The 20,293-nt window shown below is 65.1% G+C and carries 20 protein-coding genes; 7 read left to right on the plus strand and 13 right to left on the minus strand.

Annotation, left to right across the window (positions count from 1 at the left end; genetic code table 11):
* Positions 1–40: 40 nt before the first annotated feature.
* Entirely contained in the window at positions 41–1,525 is a 1,485-nt protein-coding gene (locus ABXS05_RS08380; protein WP_367623569.1) for a mechanosensitive ion channel family protein, read from the minus strand.
* A 147-nt stretch (positions 1,526–1,672) separates the two neighbouring features.
* On the opposite strand from ABXS05_RS08380, the gene ABXS05_RS08385 reads away from it, so the two are divergent.
* Positions 1,673–2,560: a LysR substrate-binding domain-containing protein gene (locus ABXS05_RS08385; protein WP_437178646.1), complete on the plus strand. Its 888-nt coding sequence runs from the start codon at positions 1,673–1,675 to the stop codon at positions 2,558–2,560.
* Between the two features lie 216 nt (positions 2,561–2,776).
* Positions 2,777–4,195, plus strand: a complete 1,419-nt coding sequence (gene aspA, locus ABXS05_RS08390; RefSeq protein WP_367623571.1) for an aspartate ammonia-lyase — start codon at positions 2,777–2,779, stop codon at positions 4,193–4,195.
* Positions 4,196–4,220: 25 nt separating this feature from the next.
* On the opposite strand, the gene ABXS05_RS08395 is transcribed toward aspA, so the two are convergent.
* Genes ABXS05_RS08395 through ABXS05_RS08405 form a run of 3 tightly spaced genes read right to left on the minus strand, consistent with a single transcriptional unit; the run spans position 4,221 to position 5,817 of the window.
* Positions 4,221–4,715: a GNAT family N-acetyltransferase gene (locus ABXS05_RS08395; protein WP_367623572.1), complete on the minus strand. Its 495-nt coding sequence runs from the start codon at positions 4,713–4,715 to the stop codon at positions 4,221–4,223.
* Entirely contained in the window at positions 4,712–5,239 is a 528-nt protein-coding gene (locus ABXS05_RS08400) for a GNAT family N-acetyltransferase (protein WP_367623573.1), read from the minus strand. The genes ABXS05_RS08395 and ABXS05_RS08400 overlap by 4 nt, the downstream gene beginning before the upstream one ends.
* Positions 5,236–5,817 (minus strand): helix-turn-helix domain-containing protein, encoded by a 582-nt coding sequence (locus ABXS05_RS08405; protein WP_367623574.1) that lies wholly within the window; start codon positions 5,815–5,817, stop codon positions 5,236–5,238. Before ABXS05_RS08405 ends, ABXS05_RS08400 begins: the two co-directional genes overlap by 4 nt.
* A gap of 115 nt (positions 5,818–5,932) precedes the next feature.
* On the opposite strand from ABXS05_RS08405, the gene ABXS05_RS08410 reads away from it, so the two are divergent.
* Positions 5,933–6,496, plus strand: coding sequence for an SIS domain-containing protein (locus ABXS05_RS08410; RefSeq protein ID WP_367623575.1), 564 nt, complete (start codon positions 5,933–5,935; stop codon positions 6,494–6,496).
* 5 nt (positions 6,497–6,501) lie between these two features.
* Here the strand turns inward: ABXS05_RS08410 and ABXS05_RS08415 are convergent, their stop codons facing one another.
* From ABXS05_RS08415 to ABXS05_RS08435, 5 genes are all read right to left on the minus strand, one after another.
* On the minus strand, positions 6,502–8,052 hold the full coding sequence (locus ABXS05_RS08415) for an ankyrin repeat domain-containing protein (protein ID WP_367623576.1): 1,551 nt from the start codon (positions 8,050–8,052) through the stop codon (positions 6,502–6,504).
* A 207-nt stretch (positions 8,053–8,259) separates the two neighbouring features.
* On the minus strand, positions 8,260–8,925 hold the full coding sequence (locus ABXS05_RS08420; protein WP_367623577.1) for a GntR family transcriptional regulator: 666 nt from the start codon (positions 8,923–8,925) through the stop codon (positions 8,260–8,262).
* A 101-nt stretch (positions 8,926–9,026) separates the two neighbouring features.
* Positions 9,027–10,628, minus strand: coding sequence for an amidase (locus ABXS05_RS08425; protein ID WP_367623578.1), 1,602 nt, complete (start codon positions 10,626–10,628; stop codon positions 9,027–9,029).
* Positions 10,629–10,981: 353 nt separating this feature from the next.
* Positions 10,982–11,458, minus strand: a complete 477-nt coding sequence (locus ABXS05_RS08430) for an SRPBCC family protein (protein ID WP_367623579.1) — start codon at positions 11,456–11,458, stop codon at positions 10,982–10,984.
* Positions 11,455–11,799, minus strand: a complete 345-nt coding sequence (locus tag ABXS05_RS08435) for an ArsR/SmtB family transcription factor (protein ID WP_311934118.1) — start codon at positions 11,797–11,799, stop codon at positions 11,455–11,457. The genes ABXS05_RS08430 and ABXS05_RS08435 overlap by 4 nt, the downstream gene beginning before the upstream one ends.
* A 507-nt stretch (positions 11,800–12,306) precedes the next feature.
* On the opposite strand from ABXS05_RS08435, the gene ABXS05_RS08440 reads away from it, so the two are divergent.
* Entirely contained in the window at positions 12,307–12,951 is a 645-nt protein-coding gene (locus tag ABXS05_RS08440; protein WP_367623580.1) for an alpha/beta family hydrolase, read from the plus strand.
* Here ABXS05_RS08440 and ABXS05_RS08445 read toward each other — a convergent pair.
* Together ABXS05_RS08445 and ABXS05_RS08450 are read right to left on the minus strand one after the other, a co-directional pair.
* Complete coding sequence (locus ABXS05_RS08445) at positions 12,946–13,752, minus strand: alpha/beta fold hydrolase (RefSeq protein WP_367623581.1); 807 nt, start codon at positions 13,750–13,752, stop codon at positions 12,946–12,948. The genes ABXS05_RS08440 and ABXS05_RS08445 overlap by 6 nt on opposite strands.
* A gap of 124 nt (positions 13,753–13,876) precedes the next feature.
* The gene (locus ABXS05_RS08450; protein ID WP_311934122.1) at positions 13,877–14,365 is read right to left on the minus strand and encodes a GFA family protein; all 489 of its coding nucleotides are present in this window, start codon (positions 14,363–14,365) and stop codon (positions 13,877–13,879) included.
* A 90-nt stretch (positions 14,366–14,455) separates the two neighbouring features.
* Here ABXS05_RS08450 and ABXS05_RS08455 point away from each other — a divergent pair, with 90 nt between their 5' ends.
* On the plus strand, positions 14,456–14,809 hold the full coding sequence (locus ABXS05_RS08455; protein ID WP_367623582.1) for a lysozyme inhibitor LprI family protein: 354 nt from the start codon (positions 14,456–14,458) through the stop codon (positions 14,807–14,809).
* Between the two features lie 96 nt (positions 14,810–14,905).
* Entirely contained in the window at positions 14,906–16,714 is a 1,809-nt protein-coding gene (gene lepA, locus ABXS05_RS08460; RefSeq protein ID WP_311934124.1) for a translation elongation factor 4, read from the plus strand.
* A gap of 89 nt (positions 16,715–16,803) precedes the next feature.
* On the opposite strand, the gene ABXS05_RS08465 is transcribed toward lepA, so the two are convergent.
* Positions 16,804–17,292, minus strand: coding sequence for an REP-associated tyrosine transposase (locus ABXS05_RS08465; RefSeq protein WP_367623583.1), 489 nt, complete (start codon positions 17,290–17,292; stop codon positions 16,804–16,806).
* 188 nt (positions 17,293–17,480) lie between these two features.
* On the minus strand, positions 17,481–18,149 hold the full coding sequence (locus tag ABXS05_RS08470) for a sulfite oxidase-like oxidoreductase (protein ID WP_311934126.1): 669 nt from the start codon (positions 18,147–18,149) through the stop codon (positions 17,481–17,483).
* A gap of 86 nt (positions 18,150–18,235) precedes the next feature.
* Here ABXS05_RS08470 and ABXS05_RS08475 point away from each other — a divergent pair, with 86 nt between their 5' ends.
* Entirely contained in the window at positions 18,236–20,281 is a 2,046-nt protein-coding gene (locus ABXS05_RS08475; protein WP_367623584.1) for a M3 family metallopeptidase, read from the plus strand.
* Positions 20,282–20,293: the final 12 nt, after the last annotated feature.

The raw sequence follows: 20,293 nt of genomic DNA on the forward strand, positions 1-20,293 counted from the left end.
CTTCCTGGAACCGCCGGCAAGAGGCCGGCGGTTCCAGGGGTCACGTCTTGAAGAAGGCGCGGATCTGCGCCAGGAACTGCGCGGGCGGGCCCGGCTGGGCATAGGTGGCGGCCGCCTCGTCGCGGGCGAGGAAGGCCTGGCCCCGGCGGACCGAAGCTTCGAACGCCTCCGCCAGCCCTGGCTCGGCGGCAAGGACAGGATCGAGATCCTCCTTGCGCAGTTCGAAGATGATGCAGCGGGTCAGCGCCAGGATCGTGCCTGCGTTGGGGGCGCCGGTGATGAGGCCGAGTTCGCCGAAATGGTCGCCCGGCCCCAGTCGTCCCACCACATGCGAATGGTCGCGGATGGTGCGGCTCGCCTCCAGCACGCCGGAGGCCACCACGATCAGGGATGAGAGGGTGCCCCCTTGCGACGCCAGCGTCGCCATCGCTTCGAGATGGCGCTTGATCATTTTGGTGGACAGATCGACCCGTTGCTTCGGCGAGAGCTCGCGGAAGAGCGGAATGTCGCCAAGGAGCTGCTCGGGAGGCAGGGTCTCCAGCGGGCCGAGACTGACCTGGACCGGCCCGATCGGCGTCGACATGGCACCCGGATTGACCAGGCGGATGCCGTGATAGTGGAACTGCCGCAGCACCTGGCCGAGCAGCGCGCTCTTGGCCGCGCCGAGATGGTCCGTATGCGCCACCGAAAAGCTGATGTCGTAGCTGTTGGTGCGGGCGCCGATACGCGCCAGCGAGGTTCCGGGGGCGGGGCTGGAGAGAAGCTTGGGCGTCAGCAGCGCGGCATGGCGGAGATATTCCAGGACCAGGTCCGGCCGGGCCGTGGAATCGCAGGCGACCTGGACCGAATCATCACGCCGGGTGCTCGGCCGGCTGCGATTGATCACGCGTGACTTGGAGATCAGGCTGTTGGGGATGGTGACGATGTCGTTGCCATCGGTGCGCACATGGATGGAGCGCCAGTTGATCTGGACGATCACGCCCTCGAAGGAACCGTCGATGCCGATGCGGTCGCCGACCACATAGGGATGTTCGATGCCCACTGCGATGCCGGCGAAGACGTCGGCCAGCGTGTTCTGCAGGGCCAGCGCCAGCACCACGGCAATGATGCCGGAAGTGGCGAGGAGGGCGCGGACGGGCAGGTCGAACACGAAATTGACGATGGCCAGCACGGCGGTGAGATAGGTCAGGCCGGCCAGGAGGTCCGAAGCGATCTTGGGCTGGCTCGATTCGCGCTTCTGCCAGAGGATCAGCGGCAGGATGCCGACGGTCAGCCGCGCGCCCAGCAGCCACCACAGGGCAATCAGGCCGCGCTGCCAAGTGGCGATGCGCGTGTCGGAGTCGAGCATGGGCGCGGCCGGCATGCCGGCGACCCGCAGGATCAGCAGGGTGAACAGGCAGAAAAGGCCAGCGGCGACACCGATGCGCAGCCAGGCTGGCTGCCAGGCGATCCGCCAGTTGAAGATAAGCACGGCCGCCAGGGCCGTGGCGAGGATCAGTTCGGAGAGCAGCGACACCGGGGCCACGCAACTGGTCGAAAGGGCGGCATGATTGCATCACTCCGCGCTGCATGCCAGAGCGGGAATGCGGCATGGCAGCGGCGAAGCCAAACATGGCAAACGTCCGGCCTTTCACGCGCGCTTGCCCGTCTCGTCACACCGGAAGGAATGGCCTTGGAACTGAAATGGCTGGAGGATTTCCTGAGCTTGGCCGAGACGCGCAGCTTCTCGCGCTCGGCGGAGGACCGCAACATCACCCAATCGGCCTTCAGCCGGCGCATTCGGGCGCTCGAAGTCTGGCTCGGCACCGAGTTGCTGGACCGCAGCACCTTTCCGATCACCCTGACCGTCGACGGCCGGCAATTCCGCGAGACGGCCGAGGAAACGGTGCGCCTGCTCACCCTCAGCCGTTCGCAGTTCCGCAGCCGCCAGGAGGGCAGCAAGCTGCCGGTGCTGGCCGTCACCGCCCTGCACGCCCTCTGCCTGACCTTCCTGCCGGGCTGGCTTACGGAAATCCGGCGCAAGGTCGGCCCGGTGACGAGCCGCGTGCTGCCGGAGAATTTCCACACCTGCATCCAGGCCCTGGTGGAAGGCGGCTATGATTTCCTGCTCACCTTTCATCATCCCAATATCTCGGTGCCGCTCGATCCCGAACGCTTCGCCTTCCTCACCGTGGGGCGAGACAGCCTGGTGGCGGTGGCGGCTCGGCCGGAACGCCGCAGCTGGCAGGCCGGGGACGAGCGCGTGCCGCTGCTGCATTATTCGCGCGGCTCGTTCCTGGGGCTGCTGGCCGCCATCGCGCAGGCCCGCGAGGGCGCACCGTCGACCTATCTTGGCCATACCAATGAGGGCTCCATGGCCGAGGCCTTGAAATTCATGGCGCTGGACGGCCATGGCGTTGCCTGGCTGCCGCGCAGCCTGGTCGCCGACGAGATCGCCGAGGGAACCCTGATGGTGATCGCGCCGGAAATGCCGATGGATATCCGGCTCTACCGTAGTGCAGATCGCTCGCGGCCGTTCGTCGACCGTGTCTGGAGCGCAGCACGGGCGGCTTCCGGCTGAAGGTTATGCAGATTTGGAATAGGCTTTGCCGCGATAGCATTGGCGGGGATCTTCTGCCGGGCGTATGAGCCTTCCCAGCCTGGCGGAACGGAGCCGGCAAAGCAAGAACCGCTTCGTTCCGCCAGGCTATCTATCACCAACACGCGCTTGCGCGCGCGAAGCTGCAACTCGCCATGATCTGGGGGGAACCCTGGCGCCTGGCCGGAGGAACCTGCCTTGTCTGACACCGCATTCCGCCTCGAGCACGACCTCTTGGGAGACCGCGAGGTGCCTGCGCATGCCTATTATGGCGTCCACACCCTGCGGGCCGTCGAGAACTTCCCGATCAGCGGCCAGACCGTGGCGACCTGCCCGGACCTGATCCGGGCCTTGGCCTCGATCAAGCAGGCGGCCGCGCTCGCCAACCGCGAACTCGGCCTGCTCGAGGACAAGCGCACCGCCGCCATCGTGGCGGCCTGCGAGGAGATCAGGGCAGGGGCGCTGCACGACCAGTTCGTGGTCGACCTCATCCAGGGCGGCGCCGGCACCTCGACCAACATGAACGCCAATGAGGTGATCGCCAACCGGGCGCTCGAGCTCATGGGCCATCGGCGCGGCGAGTACGGCCATCTGCATCCCAACGAGCACGTCAATATGGGGCAGAGCACCAACGACGTCTATCCGACTTCGCTGAAGATCGCGGCCTGGTTCGGCATCGGCCGGCTGATCGAGGCGATGGGCGTGCTGCGCCGGGCCTTCGAGGCCAAGGCGGAAGAGTTCGCCGACATCCTCAAGATGGGGCGCACGCAGCTCCAGGACGCCGTGCCGATGACGCTGGGCCAGGAATTCGGCACCTATGGCCTGATGCTGGCCGAGGACGAGGCGCGGCTGGCGGAAGCCGCCGGGCTGATTCGCGAGATCAACATGGGCGCCACCGCGATCGGTACCGGCATCACCGCTCATCCGCTTTATGCCGGCATCGTCTGCAAGCGCCTGGCCGAGATCACCGGCATCGACCTGATCACCGCCCCCAATCTGGTCGAGGCCACCCAGGATTGCGGCGCCTTCGTGCAGCTTTCGGGCGTGCTGAAGCGCGTGGCCGTGAAACTCTCCAAGACCTGCAACGATCTGCGCCTGCTCTCCAGCGGACCCAGGGCCGGGCTCAACGAGATCAACCTGCCGGCCCGCCAGGCCGGCTCCTCGATCATGCCGGGCAAGGTCAATCCCGTGATCCCGGAAGTGGTCAACCAGGTTGCCTTCGAGGTGATCGGCAATGACGTCACCATTACCTTCGCGGCCGAGGCCGGACAGCTCCAGCTCAATGCCTTCGAGCCGGTGATCGCCTACAGCCTGTTCCGCAGCGTCGACCATCTCACGGCCGCCTGCCTGACGCTGGAAAAGAACTGCATCACCGGCATTACCGCCAATCGCGAGCGCCTGCGCGCCAGCGTCGAGCAATCGATCGGCATCGTCACGGCACTGAATCCCTATATCGGCTACCGCCATGCCACCGAAGTGGCGATGGAAGCCCATGCCACTGGGCGCGGCGTCTACGAACTCGTGCTGGAGAAAGGGCTGATGCCGCGCGAGCAGCTCGACGCCGTGCTGCGGCCGGAAAACCTCACCCGGCCGCAGCCCTTCGAGACGAAGCTGTAGGCGTCGTTGCGAATGCCTCTCGGCATCAGCCGTTCAGCGTCTTCTGCATGAAGACGAGGTCGAGCCAGCGGCCGAATTTCTGGCCGACCTCGGGCATGCGCGCCGTTTCGGTGAAACCGTAGCGCCGATGCAGGGCGAGCGAGGGCTCGTTTCCAGCCTCGATGCCGCCCAGCATGATATGCTTGCCGGCATCGCGGGCCGCGCCGATCAGGGCATCCAGCAGAGCAGTGCCCGCCCCCTGGCGGCGCGCTGTCCCGGCGACGTAGATCGAGTGCTCGACGGTGTGGCAATAGCCGTCGAAGGGCCGCCAGTCGCCATAGCTGGCATAGCCGATTGCCGTGCCCTCGACGTCGGCGACGAGGATGGGATAGCTCTGGCTCCTGCGCAGGTTGAACCAGGCCTGGCGGTTGGCGAGGTCGACGGCGTTCCAGTTCCAGATCGCCGTCGAGTTCAGCACCGCGTCATTGTAGATGGCGAGGATGTCGGGCAGGTCATTAGGGGTGGCGGGGCGGATGATCATCGATCCAAATCTTTCCAGAACAGGGTGGTGTCGCAATAGCCGCCCTGCGGCCAGAGCGCGTAACGCGGAATGACGCCGGCCTTTTGCCAGCCGAGTCCTTCATAGAGACGCTCGGCCGAAGAGCCGGTGGCGGTATCGAGGCAGAGCACGATGCGCCCGCTCGCCCGGGCGCTCTCCTCCAGGGCAGCCATCAGCCCGCTGGCGATGCCGAGATTGCGGCCGCGCCGGTGCACCATCAGTTTCTGTACGTCGGCGCGATGGGGCTGGTTCGAGCGGCTTTCCGGGCTGAGCAGCACGGTGCCGACCGGCCTGCCGTCGAGATAGGCGACATGCAGCAGGACGGTGCCCTCTGCCACCCGTGCGGCGACGCCACGCCAGAAGGCTTCGGCCTCCTCGCGGGCGAGCGGCAGCATGAAGCCGATGGAGGCTTCACCCTCGACGCAGTCGATCAGGATTTCCGCCAGGGTGGGAACGAGCGCTTCGGCCTGTTCGGGCGTTGCGATGGCAATGGTGAGATCGGTCATCGGGGAACCTGTCGCGAGGGGCAGAGCATGACGAAATAGCGCGCCGGCCCGTCCCCTGGATTGTGGAACATCACCAGCCTGTCCAGCCGCATATGCAGGCAATCGCCCGGCTCCAAAGGAAAGGCCTCGCCATCGACCGTCATGGTGAGGCTGCCCGATTGCAGCCAGACCAGCTGGTCGAAGGAGGTTGCCTGCGGTTCGAACGGAATCAGTGCACCGGCCGGCAGCTCGACCTCGACAAGGTCGAGGATGCCGTTCGCCGTGGCGGGCGAAACCGAGCGGCGCAGATAGCCGGTGGCCGGATCGCGCCAGAGCGGTTGGTCGGCCCGCCGGGCCAGGGGGGAAGCTACCGGCGCCACGGCGGCGAACAGGGTCGACAGGCTGACGCCGAGGCCGCCGGCGAGACGAGCCAGCAATTGGGCGGTGGCACTCGACTCGCCGCGCTCGATGCGCGAAATCATGGCGCGGCTGACGCCGCTGGCCGCGGCGAGCTGATCGATGGTCAGGTGCATCTGGCTGCGCAGTGCCTTGATGCGCCCGCCCAGCTCCGTGTCGATGGTGGCGTCGATTGATTCCATAATGTAAGAATATTTATCCACTATAGTGGAGTCAAGCATGAAGGCCGCTGTTGCAGATCGCCTGGCATGGGCCTAAAACTTAGTTCGTTTTCTTAAGCAACAAACTGGACCTGCCATGCCGGAGACCATTCCCGCCCTCAGCCTCAGCGCTCTCGACGACCTTGCGGGAGTGGTGAAGGCCCTTCCTGTCGATGCCGCCGATGGCCTGATCGAAGCGCTCGCCACGGCAGGCCGTATCGCGATCTATGGCGCCGGGCGCGAAGGGCTGCAGATGCGTGGCCTGGCCATGCGCCTGTTCCATCTCGGGCTCGACGTCCATGTCGTCGCCGACATGACGGTGCCGCCGATCGGTCCCGGCGATCTCCTCTTCGTCTCCTCCGGGCCAGGCGCTTCCAATATCGGCGATGCCTTGATCGGTGTCGCCCGCAAGGCCGGCGCCAAGGTCGCGGTGGTGACGGCCCAGCCCGAAGCCCGCACACCCAAGCTCGCCGATATCGTCTTCACCATTCCGGCCCAGACCATGGCGGATGACCGGGGCGGCGGGGTTTCGGTGCTGCCGATGGGATCGCTGTTCGAGACGGCGCAGATGCTGGTGTTCGAGATCATCGTGCTGAAGCTGCGCAATCGCCTCGGCGAAACCGCCGAGACGATGCGGGCTCGTCACACCAATCTGGAGTGAGGCCATCAGGCTTCTGGCGAGACCTGGTCCTTGAGAAAGGCCGAGACGGCGTCTGAAAAATCATAGCCGTCGAAGGCCGAAAGCGGCACGCCGTGCTCGACCAGGGCCCGCGCACAGCCGACATAGTCCTGCGGCACGACGCTGGCGATATCCTCCGCCTGGCTGGCATAGGAGAGCGTGCCGAGGACGTTGTTGCCGAAGCCGTGCTCGGTGCGCCAATCGGCGCCCTCTTGCAGCAGCAGGCGCAGCATGGCGGCATCGCCCTGGAACATCGCCTTGTTCAGGGCGGTCGCCGACCATTCGTGCTCCTTCACCTCACGGGGCCAGCCCAGGCCGAGCATGACGCGGACGGCCTCGATCGCCCCGTTGCCGGCGAGCAGAGGCAGGGTCCTGAGCTGTCTTTCCGAAAGGCGGGCGAGAACATCCGGCTCCCTTGCCAGGATATCGGCGGCCACGGCCCGGTCGGCCCGCGTGCAGGCCGCGACGAAGGCTTCTTCCTGCGTAAGGTCTTCCTCGACACCCAGCGCCTCGAGCATCGCGACCACGTCGGTGCGGCCCTGCTCCTGGGCAAAACGATAGAGGCTGATTCCGCCAGGCCCCTTGCCACGGGGATCGGCGCCGGCGTCCAGCAAGGCCCGGACATGGGCGCTGGAGCGTCCGCGCAGGATGGCATGGTGGATCCAGGCCTGCTCCCTGGCGTCGCCGCCATGGGCGAGCAGCAGGCGGAGCGTGTCGAGCTTGTCGAAATCGAGCACGCGGCCCAGCGCATTGGTGCCGGTGACGCGTGCGCCGGCGGCGAGCAGCAGGCGGGTGCCGACGTCGTCGGAACTCTCGACCGAGTGATAGAGGGATTCATTGTCGTTCGGATCGGCACCCGTCTCGAGCAGCAGCCGGATCATCGCCTCGTCATGCGTGCGCCCCGCGGCGCCATAGAGCACGGAAAGCGGCGAATCCGGCCAGCGTGGGTCCGTCCAGCTGGCATTGACGTCCGCGCCATGAGCGAGCAGCAGGCGGGCGCAGGCGAGCAGCGGCTCCTTGAAGTCCGGCTCGCGGATGAGGCCGGAATGGCTGACGCCGATCAGGGGCGGCATGGCGAGAGGGCCGCCGCTGCGGTTCACGAAGGCCGGATCCTCGGCGATGAGGGCCCTGAGCCGGACTTCGTCGCCGGTAACGCAGGCGAGCCAGGGATCCTGCCCGAACAGGGCCGGCTGTTCGGCGAGGGTGCGGCGCGCCAGATGACGCTGGGCGGCATTGCCCTCCAGCACCCAGGCGAGCCAGGTCCGCAGCCGCTCGGCCGCGACGCTGCGCGTCCACTCGACATAGTGCTTGAGTTCGCTCCAGGAGCGGAAGCCGTAGTCGCGTGCGATGACGGACTGGGCATCGTGCAGAGCGAGCTCGCGGCCGGCGAGCCCTGCCGGATCGAGGCCCCGCGCCGACGGCAGAAGCTCGGCGAAGCGGCGAAGCGCCTCGCTCTCGCCGTTGCGGGCGGCGCGCAATAGCTGCTTGGCCTGGTTCTTGAGATGCGAAAGGTCGGGCGAAACCGGAAGGGTCTTCATGGTGCCTCCATGTGCGCAGGGCCGAAGACCCGCAATCGGCTGCACAGGGGCAGGTCGTCCTGGTGTCGATGATTGTGAGGGGGCTGTGCCCTTCCCGCGGGTCCGGAGGCGTCTCGCAGCGCCGATAGGGAGCTTAGGAGTTTTCATGCCCGGATGGAAGCCCTGCCCGGTCGCGAAGCAGCCACCTTTCATTCGGAGAAGGAGGACCTACGCGCTGGCGCTCCGGGTCTTGCCGAGCGATGACATCAGGTCGCCGAAGCGCTCGCCCTGCACGGCGACATGGGCTCGCAGCTGCTCGGCGGCATGCTGGGCCTCGCCGGCGCGGATGGCGGCGACCACCGCCTCATGCTCGGCCTGCGAGGTCCCCATGCGATTGCGCACGCGCAGCTGCAGGCGGCGGAAGGGAGCCAGGCGCTTGTTGAGGGCCACGGCCTGGCTCGCGAGGAACGTGTTGCCGCTGGCGCGGTAGATGACGCGATGAAACGTCTCGTTCTCATAGTAATAGCTGTCGGGATCACCATTGGCGGCCGCCTCCTGGCAGGCCGCCAGGGCCGCCAGGAGAGCCTGCTCGTCCTCGGGCAGGAGGCGGCGGGCGGCGAGGCGCCCGCACATCGCCTCCAGTTCCGCCATGACCTCGAACATTTCCATGAGCTGGCTGGCATCAGGTGCGCTGACGATGGCACCCCGGCGGGTTCGCAGTTCCACCAGCCCGGCGGCGGCGAGCTGCGCCAGCGCCTCGCGGATCGGCGTGCGCGACACGCCGAAACGCTCGGCCAGGGACACTTCGTCAAGACGCTCACCCGGCTTCAGCTGCCCGGTGGCAATCTCGTCCTCGATCGAATCCCGCAATTGGGTGGCTCGGCGCTCGGTCATAGGCCCATATCGCGCCTTCTGCCGATGCCGGCAAGCCGTGATTGCCTTTACGGCGCCGTGGAAGGCGAGGCATGCCGGTTCGGCCGCCTCGCCTGTTTGCATCAGGCTGGCTTGAGCGCCGGCGGCAGCCTGTTCTGCGGCCAGCCCGTGGCCTGCTCATAGGCGTAGGCGAGCTGCAGCACGGACATCTCGGCGTGGTTGCGGCCCACGAGCTGCATGCCCATGGGCAGCCCGCGTTCGTTGAAGCCGACAGGCACGCTCATCGCCGGGCAGCCCGACATGGTGACCGGGATCACCACCTCCATCCAGCGATGATAGGTATCCATGGCGCGGCCGTTGACCTCCTTGGGCCAATGCGTGGTGGCGTCGAAGGGGAAGACCTGCGCCGACGGCAGGATGAAGTAGTCATAGCGCTCCATGAAGGTGCGGACCGCCTGATACCATTGCGTGCGGGCGGCGGCGGCATCGGAGAGCTGGACGGCGCTGAGCTTCAGATAGTTTTCGATCTCCCATTGCGCCTCCGGCTTGAGCAGGGCGCGCTTGGCCGGATCGTCATAGAGCACCTTCAGGCCTGAGCCGGTCTGCCAGGCGCGCAGCGGCAGCCAGTTGCGCCAGACATTCTCGATCGGATAATCGGGCCGGGCTTCCTCGACGGTGCAGCCGAGCGTTTCGAAGGTCTTGAGCGCCGTCTTGCAGAGCTCGAGCACGCCCGGTTCGAAGGGCAGGTAGCCGCCGCAATCGCCGAGCCAGGCGATGCGCACGCCCTTGAGATCGCGCTTCAAGGGCTCGGTGAAGCGGGTGGGATCCTCGTGGAGGGAAAGAGGCGCGGCAGCGTGGTAGCCCGACTGCACCGCGAGCAGCAGGGCAAGATCCGAGACATTGCGCGCCATCGGCCCGTTCACGCCCAGCGCGGCATCGAACACGTCGGCACCGGGTGAGGGCACCCGCCCGAAGGAGGTGCGGAAACCCAGCACATTGTTGAAGGCCGACGGGTTGCGCAGCGAGCCGGCATGGTCGCTGCCGTCGGCGACCGGAAGCATGCGCATGGCCAGGGACACTGCGGCGCCACCGCTGCTGCCGCCCGAGGTCTTGCTGTGGTCATAGGCGTTCAGCGTGGTGCCGAAGACCTGGTTGTAGGTCTGCGACCCCAGCCCGAACTCCGGCGTGTTGGTCTTGCCGATGATAATGCTGCCTGCACGCTTCATGCGGTCGACGAAGATCGCATCGGCCTTGGGAATGCGATCCTTGAACAGAGGCGAGCCCTGCGTCGTGGGGATGCCCTTGGTATCGGCGAGATCCTTGATCGCTTGCGGGAAGCCATGCATCCAGCCGGCATAGTCACCGCGGGCGAGCTGGGCGTCGCGTTCCCCGGCCTGCTTGAGGAGGTCGCCGCGATCCTGTCGGGAAACGATGGCGTTGACCGTGGGATTGAAACGGTCGATGTGATCGAGATAGGCCGTCATCACCTCCACGCAGGAGATGGATTTCGACTTGATCGCCTGCGAAAGCGGAATGGCATCCATCATCACGATGTCGGAGGGCGCTGTTTTTGCCAGGGCCGGGCCGGACCAGGTCGCCTGGCCGACAAGAGCGGCCGATGCCGCGCCCGCCAAACCCTTCGCGCTCAGATTCAGGAAACCGCGTCTGCTGATGCCACGCTCCTGCGTGGGTTGCGATATGCCGCCGCTTTGCTTGCTGGCCATGGGACACCTCCTCGATCAGCCTTCTGGGTGAGGCCGTGTCCACACACTGTCAGACTCTGTGTCACCGAGCAATTAAATTGTATACAAAAATATAGATTAAAAATACATAAGAAGCATTTACTTATGCAATAAGTGAACCAAGTTTTTGCGATCTGCTTGAGGTCGACGGCGCGCGTCGTCGCCCGGCGCACATGGTGCGGGCCTCAGTCAGTCGCGACCGCAAGCTCGGCATGAAGAGAGTGGCTTTCGCAGTGGGACGCCGGGACTCTGCTGCGCATCGTTTTTGCCGAGATGCCGCCGACCGTTTTCCGATCGGATGCACCAGACTCCAGGAATCGCGCCCGGCGCCGCGGTTACCCTCGGTCTTCGACCAGCGCCGCCAGCTGCCCTATCACGGTGCCCCAACCGTCATGGAAGCCCATCTTTTCATGCAGGGCACGGTCGCCGTTGCTCTTGTGCATGACATGGGCAGTGTAGCCGGTTCCGTCCGGATGGTCGGCGAAATCGATGACCGCCGTGATGAAAGGTTGTTCGGCAGGGCGCCAGCCACCGGTGAGCGCATTGGTGAAGACGATGCGCTGCCGGTCGTCGACAGTCAGGAAGCAGGCGTCGAGATGGGGCTGGAAGCTGCCGCCATTCTCGCTGATCCGGGTCACGAAGGCACCGCCCGGCGACAGGTCCATCTCGACGACCCGGCATCGGGCAGGAGCAGGTACCCACCATTGTTCGAAGAGGGCGGGTTGGGTCCAGGCCTGCCATACGGTGGCCCGCGGGGCCTTGATGATGCGGGTGATGCGGAGGTCGCGTTCGGGATCGAAGTGACGGCTCACGTCGGCGGCTCCTTGTCGAGCAGGGTGGCAACCAGGCGCTCCAACCTGTCGGTTCGACCTTCCCACACGGCGTGCTGGGCGGCCAGCCAGCCCTCGACCGCGGCGAAAGCCTGTTTCTCGATGGTGCAGGTTCGCACGCGCCCCTGCTTGCGGGTGCTGATCAGGCCCGTGTCCTCGAGCATGCGAATATGTTTCATGAAGGAGGGCAGGGCCATGTCGAAGGGCTCGGCGAGGTCGCTGATGCTGGCCGGCCCCTGCCCCAGGCGTCCGAGCACGGCGCGACGGGTTGGATCCGCCAGGGCCAGGAAGATCTCGTCGAGCTGCTCGGTACGATAAGCCATCAGGCTAAGTATCAAATCGGCGCCCAAACCGCAAGGACCTCGTCCGGCCTGCGCTTCGAACCCCGTCTCCGGCCAGCCTTCCCAGGCGGCAAATATACAATTCAAACAATTTGAATAATAATTATGACTCTAAATCGAACGTACGAGCGTATTGTTGATTGCCATGACCCTCAGTCTCGATAATATGAAGGTATGAGTGACGAAAGGTAGTTGCACGTCAACGACCCAGGCGGATCGATCAAAATGTCGATCGCCCCGGCTGAAGCAAGCGACGTATCGGTAACTGGACAGTCTGATGCCAGGCTGAGTTGGAGGAAATAATGTCCTGGTTGGTTTGCATCCTCCTATACTGCTTGTCTTCCTCGATCATGGCTTCTTTGCTCGGACAATTGCTCCGTGAGGAGCGCGTTTCCTGAACGCAATTGCATGAATCACCGTGCCGGCCTTTGATGACGACAAGGCGTGCCCCCGGCGTGCCGCCACTTGGGCTTGGGACAAGGTATCGACATGGCGCTGCGCTTTCTGATGGATGGATCGGAGGGGGCCGGGGTCACCCTCCTGCTCGCGCACGGGGCTGGGGCTCCGATGGATTCGGGCGCAATGTCGGCCAGTACTGAGGCGCTCGCTGCGGCCGGATTGCGCGTTGCCCGGTTCGAATTCGATTATATGGCGGCCCGGCGCCAATCGGGTGCCCGCAAGCCGCCGCCGCGAGCGGAGACGCTGGAAGGCGAATATCGCGCCGCCATTCAGGCATTGGGAGTGGCTGGCCCTCTCATCATCGGCGGCAAGTCGATGGGCGGCCGCGTCGCCAGCATGATCGCCGATGATCTCCATGCCGAGGGCCGCATCGCCGGACTGCTGTGCCTCGGCTATCCCTTCCATCCCATCGGCAAGTCCGAGCAGTTGCGCACCGCCCATCTCGCCGGCATGCGCACGCCGGCCCTGATCGCCCAGGGAACGCGCGATCTTTTCGGCACGCGGGACGAGGTTGCGACCTACGCCTTGTCGCCTCGCATCGAGATCCTGTGGCTGGAGGATGGCGACCATGACCTCAAGCCGCGCAAGGCCGTCTCCGGCTTTTCGGCCGCCGATCACCTGCGTACCATGGCCGCTCGCGTTTCGGCCTGGGCCGCCCGCATCACGAAGTCATGACGGCAGCGTGCCGAGAAAGTCGAGCACCGCCCGGTTGAAAAGCGCCGGCCGCTGCAGCGGCGCGAAATGGCTCACGCCCGGCAGAATGGTCAACGTCGCACCGGGAATGGTGCGGGCCAGATAGGCGGCATGGTCGGGTCGGATGAACTCGTCATGCTCGCCCAGCACGACTACGGTCGGCACATCGATCGCGCTTAGGTCGCTCGCGCTATAATTGGGTTGGGTGCGCATCATCTCGCTGACGGCGGCCACAAAGGGCTCGAAGCTGTCGGGCGTGGCTGACAGCGCGGCATAATCCTGGCGATGGCGTGCAAAGCAGCGGTCGAGTGCCGTGCTGGGCTCCATCTCCTTGGTGCCGCTGGGGTCCATATTGCAGGCGAAGAAAAAGACGCCCTCCGCGCGGGCGGGATACTGGGCGGCCAGCACCAGGGCAATGCAGGCGCCGTCGCTCCAGCCGACGAAGCGGGCCTTGTCGAGACCGAGCCGATCCATCACCGCCAGCACGTCGGAGGCCATCAGCTCATAGGAATAGGGCCTGTCGTCACGTGTGCTGCGGCCGTGGCCGCGGCTGTCGACCAGCACGACGCGATAGCCGGCGGCCCGCAGATCATTCAGTTGGTAGCCCCAGTTGCCGGCGTGGCCGAGACCGCCATGCAGCAGGATCACCGGCGGCCCGTCGCCATAGGACGCATGCCAGATGCGGGCGCCGTCATGCTCGAGCCAGCCCTCGATATCGGCCGGCGGCAGCGGCGGGGCGCCATAGGCGTGGAAATGGCTGAGATCGTCATCCTGCGTGCTCATGGCCGTTCCTTCCTGTCCCGGTAGCAATCCGGGGCTCCTTGGTGTCGGTTTACCACATCCGGACCAATTGCAAACAGCAAGTGCTCTTGTTCGGGCAGGCAGCCCCTGGCCGATCCCGCCCGCTTCATTCGCTCAGCAGGCCATGACGCCGGTGCCAGTCCTCCAGCGATTCCTCGGGATAGGTATCGAAATGCAGATAGCCGGGACCGGATGGTACATCGACCCAATCCGGTGCATCCGCGAGCATCATCTCCACGATTTCCGGCGGCTTCGGCAGCGGCGTATCGATCGCCGAGGCATGGGGATGGACCAGCTCCGGCCAGCGCGGATCCCACAGCCAGAGCGCGCTGCCGCACTCCCCGCAGAAATGCCGCCCGGCCGGCGAGCGCTGGTCGGGCTGTCCCTCTTCGCGCAACACGGCGTGATAGACGCGCAGATGCTCGCGCCCCTCCACCTTCAGGCTGTCGGCGTGGGCGCCGAGATTGATGGCATAGCCGCCCGATCCCGCCGTCTTGCGGCAGATCGAGCAATGGCAATGCATGAAGGGGGCGGGGCTCATTGCATCGACGCTGAACGTCACGGCGCGGCAATGACAGGATCCTTTCAGCAGCATGTGCGTTTCCCTATAGTTTTGGTCCAGGTGGACGAGATGATCGGCTTTCGGCCGGAGCCTCCTCGCCATCCAATCCGGAAAGGATGACCCTTGAAAGGCAGATTCGTCATCATCGCCGCCGCAGCCCTGCTGTCCTCCTCCGCTGCGCAGGCGGGCGAGTATGCGCCGCTCGACTGCGCCAAGGCGGCCTCGCCGGCCGAAAAGGCCGTCTGCGGCAGTTACGCCCTCGGTCAGGCCGAAGCCCGCATGGCCACGCTCTACGGCGTCTCGATGTCGCTGGTGGCGATGGGCCAGCGCGGCAATATCGGCGAGGCCCAGCAGGCCTGGATCAAGACGCGCGAGGCCTGCGGCGCCGACAACGCCTGCCTCGACAAGGTCTATGGCGAGAGGATCGGCGTGCTGGACGAGGTCATCCGCAACGTCGCTTCGCACGGCCCGTTCTAGCCGGAGAGCCGGCAGGCCCCGCAAACCGGGGCCTGCGGCGGCCTGGAATCCCCATTTGTCCTTGGCGTTGCAAGCCCTTCCTGCTATTGCGCGCGGATGAGCGAAGAACTGATCGAAAATATCCGGAATTTCTCCATCGTGGCCCATATCGACCACGGCAAGTCCACCCTTGCCGATCGTCTGATCCAGGCCACGGGCACGCTGACCGACCGCGAAATGGTCGAGCAGGTGCTCGATTCCATGGATATCGAGCGCGAGCGCGGCATCACCATCAAGGCGCAGACCGTGCGCCTGAACTATCGTGCCCAGGACGGCAAGGACTATGTCCTCAATTTGATGGACACGCCCGGCCATGTCGACTTCGCCTATGAGGTCTCGCGCTCGCTGGCGGCCTGTGAGGGCTCGCTCCTGGTGGTCGATGCCTCCCAGGGCGTCGAGGCGCAGACGCTCGCCAATGTCTATCACGCCATCGATGCCAATCACGAGCTGGTGCCGGTGCTCAACAAGATCGACCTGCCGGCGGCCGAGCCCGACCGCATCAAGCAGCAGATCGAGGACGTGATCGGCATCGACGCCTCCGAGGCCGTGCCGATCTCGGCCAAGACCGGCCTCAACATCGACCTGGTGCTGGAAGCCATCGTCACCCGCCTGCCGGCGCCCAAGGGCGACCGCAACGCCCCACTCAAGGCGTTGCTGGTGGATAGCTGGTACGACGCCTATCTCGGCGTGGTCGTGCTGGTGCGCATCTTCGACGGCACGCTCAAGAAGGGCCAGCGCGTCAAGATGATCGGCACCAACGCCCAATACGAGGTCGATCGCCTCGGTGTGTTCAGGCCGAAGATGCAGGCCATCGCCGAGCTTGGGCCGGGCGAGATCGGCTTCATCACGGCGGCGATCAAGGAAGTGGCCGATACCCGCGTCGGCGATACCATCACCGACGATCGCAAGAACACCAACATCGTGCCGCTGCCGGGCTTCAAGCCGGCCCAGCCCGTGGTGTTCTGCGGCCTGTTCCCGATGGATGCGGCGCAGTTCGAGGATCTGCGCGCCGCCATGGGGCGGCTTCGCCTCAACGATGCCTCCTTCTCCTTCGAGATGGAATCCTCTGCGGCGCTCGGCTTCGGCTTCCGCTGCGGCTTCCTCGGCCTCCTGCATCTGGAAATCATCCAGGAGCGCCTGGAGCGCGAGTTCAATCTCGACCTGATCGCGACGGCACCCTCCGTCATCTACAAGATCAACATGACCGATGGCAGCCATATCGAGCTGCACAATCCCGTCGACATGCCGGATGTGGTGAAGATCACCTCGATCGAGGAGCCGTGGATCCGCGCCACCATCCTGACGCCGGACGACTATCTCGGCTCGATCCTCAAGCTCTGCCAGGACCGGCGCGGCGTGCAGGTCGACCTCAACTATGTCGGCAAGCGCGCCATGGTGCAGTACGATTTGCCGCTCAACGAGGTGGTGTTCGACTTTTATGACCGCCTGAAGTCGGTATCGAAGGGCTATGCGTCCTTCGACTATCATCTGACCGACTACAAGGAAGGGGATCTGGTCAAGATGCAGATCCTGGTCAATGCCGAGCCGGTGGACGCGCTGTCGATGCTCGTGCATCGCGACCGGGCCGAGAGCCGCGGCCGCGCCATGTGCGAGAAGCTGAAGGACCTCATCCCCCAGCACATGTTCGTCATCCCGATCCAGGCGGCGATCGGCGCCAAGATCATTGCCCGAGAGACCATCCGGGCCTTGCGCAAGGATGTCACCGCCAAGTGCTATGGCGGCGACATTTCCCGCAAGCGCAAGCTTCTGGAGAAGCAGAAGGAAGGCAAGAAGAAGATGCGCCAGTTCGGCAGCGTCGACATCCCGCAGGAAGCCTTCATCGCCGCGCTCAAGGTGGATGGGTAAGCGGAGCCGGTTGCTCCGGGAAGGCTGTCTTTTTCCTGGGACCGCTGGCTTCCAGCCGGCTCTTCAACCGCGAGCTTTGAAGGGGAGCCTCAGCGGATCTGGCTTGCCCGGGCACTGGAAAATACCCAGGCCCTCGCCTCCACACACAGTCCGGCTTTCACCGGATTGTGTTCGATATAGTGGCGAGCTGTCTCGAAATGGCGCTCGTTTCGTATCTTGCGATCGAAATATTCCCGGTACCACAGAGCTCCTGTACGTCCGAGTGCTTGGTTGATGTTGCGCGCCGTATAGGTTTTCCAGGAATGCACCAGGCTGGCAATCGAATGATCGGCGAATGGTGTCATCAAAACATGGACATGATTGGGCATGACGCACCAGGCATGGATTCGGCACCGTTCGCCGTCGAAGAAAAGTATTGCCTGCTCGACGATGCCACCGATTTGCGACTGGGAAAGGAAGGCTTCCCCGAAGCCCTGATCGAGGTAGTCTTCGAAACGCCTACGAGATTCCAAGGCAGCCTGGCTTTCGGGAAGTCGCGAGAGGTCAGCAAGGCATTCTTCGACGACGGGCCGCGGCAACGAATCTCCAAGCCGAAAACAAATGGATTGGGGAGTCTCGCCTGCTTCCCAGTGTGGAATATAGCCTCGGGAGTGCCACACAGAGAGGGGATGCATGTCGTGTCGTGACCGATGTCGTGTCTTTTGCTGAAACAGAAGTGTTTCAAGAGCCGGCTGGAAGCCAGCGATCCCAGGAATAGGCAGCGCCCTCACTCGCTGTAGCGTTCTTCCCGCCAGGGATCCCCGCGATTGTGATAGCCGCGCACTTCCCAGAAGCCCGGCTTGTCGCGGCTGGCGAATTCGATGCGGCTGAGCCATTTGGCGCTCTTCCAGAAATACAGCCGGGGCACGACGAGGCGCACCGGGCCGCCATGGTCCGAAGTCAGCGGCCTGCCTTCCCAGGCATGGGCGATCAGCACGTCCTCGCCGAGGAAATCCTGCAGGGAGAGGTTGGTGGTGTAGCCATCGGCCGAATGCAGCACGACATGGCTCGCCTCCGGCTTGGGGTGCACGATCTCGGCGAGGGCTGACGTGGGCAGGCCCTCGAAATGATTGTCGTAGCGCGACCAGGTGGTGACGCAGTGGATGTCGCAGACCTGCGTCACCTGGGGCTGGGCCGCGAAGGCCGCAAAATCCCAGACGACCGGATTTTCGACCGCACCGAACACATCGAGCTGCCAGCGCGCCTTGTCGATGCGGGGCTGCAGGCCGAGATCGAGCACCGGCCAGTCCTTGACGAGATGCTGGCCCGGCGGCAGGCGGTCGCTTTCGGGCCGCGCAGCCCGGCCGGTGAGGAATTTGCCGGCCTGGGCCCAGAGCTGCTTGGTGCGGGTGAGTTTTGAATCGGCCGGCGTCGCCGGGTCTTCGTCATCGGCCATGGTGCCCTCCAAAAAGACAAGATAATGCATATTTCGATGGATGGTAGGTCGGCTGCTATAAGGGCCGTACCCGAATCGAGGTCCTCATGTCCGCTGACGCCAATCCCCTCCTCGCCCGCTGGTCCACCCCCTTCGAAGCGCCGCCCTTCGCCGATATCCGCACCGAGCATTATCATCAGGCCTTCGAGACGGCGCTGGCCGAGAACAGGGCTGAGATCGACACGATCGCCGGCAATGAAGCGGAGCCGAGCTTCGATAACACGCTGGCGGCGCTGGAACGGTCGGGCCGGTCGCTCGACCAGGTCGCCTCGGTGTTCTTCAACCTGGCCGGCTCGAACACCAATGACGAATTGCAGGCGATCGAGCGCGAGATGGCGCCGATCCTGTCGCGCCACCACACCGCGATCTATCTGAACGACGCCCTGTTCCGGCGCGTCGACGCCGTCTTCGCCCGCCGCGCCGAACTCGGCCTGTCGCCGGAGCAGGCCCGTGTGCTCGATCGCTATCACACCGCGTTCCGCCGGGCCGGCGCCGGCAGGCCCGAGGCGGTCAAGCAGCGCTTGGCTGCGATTTCCGAACGGCTTGCCAGCCTCGGTACCCAGTTCGGGCAGAACGTGCTGAAGGACGAGAAGGCCTGGTCGATGAGGCTCGACGGCGAGGCCGATCTCGCCGGCCTGCCCGATTTCCTGCGCTCTGCCAGCGCCGGTGCGGCGGGTGATCGTGGCGAGAGCGGTCATGTCGTCACGCTGTCGCGTTCCCTGATCGAGCCCTTCCTGCAATTCTCCGCCCGCCGCGATCTGCGCGAGACGGCCTTCAAGGCCTGGCTGGCCCGTGGCGAAGGGGGCGGCGAGACGGACAACCGCGCCTTGATCGCCGAGATGGTGGCGCTGAGGGCCGAGCGCGCCAGGCTCCTGGGCTATCAGACCTTCGCCCATTACCGGCTCGATGATTCCATGGCCCGCACGCCCGAGGCGGCGCTCGATCTCCTGCGCTCGGTGTGGCAGCCGGCCCGGGCCCAAGCCGAACGCGAACGCGCGGGCCTGGAGGCTTTGGCCGCTGGCGAGGGCGACAACATCGCGCTGCAGGCCTGGGACTGGCGCTACTATGCCGAGAAGAAGCGCCGCCAGGAATTCGACCTCGACGAGGCCGAGCTCAAGCCCTATCTGCAGCTCGACAAGATCATCGAGGCGGCCTTCGACACGGCCCGGCGCCTGTTCGGCATCACCTTCACCGAGCGCAAGGACGTGCCGGTCTATCATCCCGACGTCAGGGCCTTCGAGGCAAAGGATGCGGGCGGCGCCAGCATCGGCCTGTTCTATGGCGACTATTTCGCCCGGCCCTCCAAGCGCAGCGGCGCCTGGATGAGCGCCTTCCGCAGCCAGGAGCGGCTGAACGGCGCGATCAGCCCGATCATCGTCAATGTGATGAATTTCGCCCGCGGCGCCGAGGGCGAGCCGACCCTGCTGTCCTTCGACGACGCCCGCACTTTGTTCCACGAATTCGGCCATGGCCTGCACGGCCTGTTGTCGGACGTCACCTATCCCCTGCTCTCGGGCACCGGCGTGGCGCGCGACTTCGTCGAATTCCCCTCGCAGCTCTACGAGCACTGGCTCGAACAGCCCGAAGTGCTGCAACGCTATGCCGTGCACTACAAGACAGGCGAGCCGATGCCGAAGGCCCTGCTCGATCGCTTGCTTGCCAGCCGCACCTTCAACCAGGGCTTTGCCACGGTGGAATATGTCTCCTCCGCTTTGGTCGATCTCGAAATGCATCTGCTCGATAAGGCCGAGGGCTTCGACGCCGGTGCCTTCGAGACCAAGGTGCTGGGCGAGATCGACATGCCCCGGGCCATGGTGATGCGCCACCGGCCGCCGCATTTCCAGCATGTCTTCTCGGGCGAGGGTTATTCCTCGGCCTATTATTCCTATCTGTGGTCGGAGGTGCTCGATGCCGACGGCTTCGATGCCTTTGTCGAGACCGGCGATATCTTCGATGGCGAGACGGCCCGCAAGCTCAAGCAGTTCGTCTATGCCGCCGGCAACCGGCAGGATGCCGCGCAGGCCTATCGCGACTTCCGCGGCCATGATCCCAAGCCCGAGGCCTTGCTGAAGAAGCGCGGCCTGGCGGCATGAGGGGGTGCCGGT

It is taken from the genome of Labrys neptuniae, from assembly GCF_040797145.1.
GTDB lineage: Bacteria > Pseudomonadota > Alphaproteobacteria > Rhizobiales > Labraceae > Labrys > Labrys neptuniae.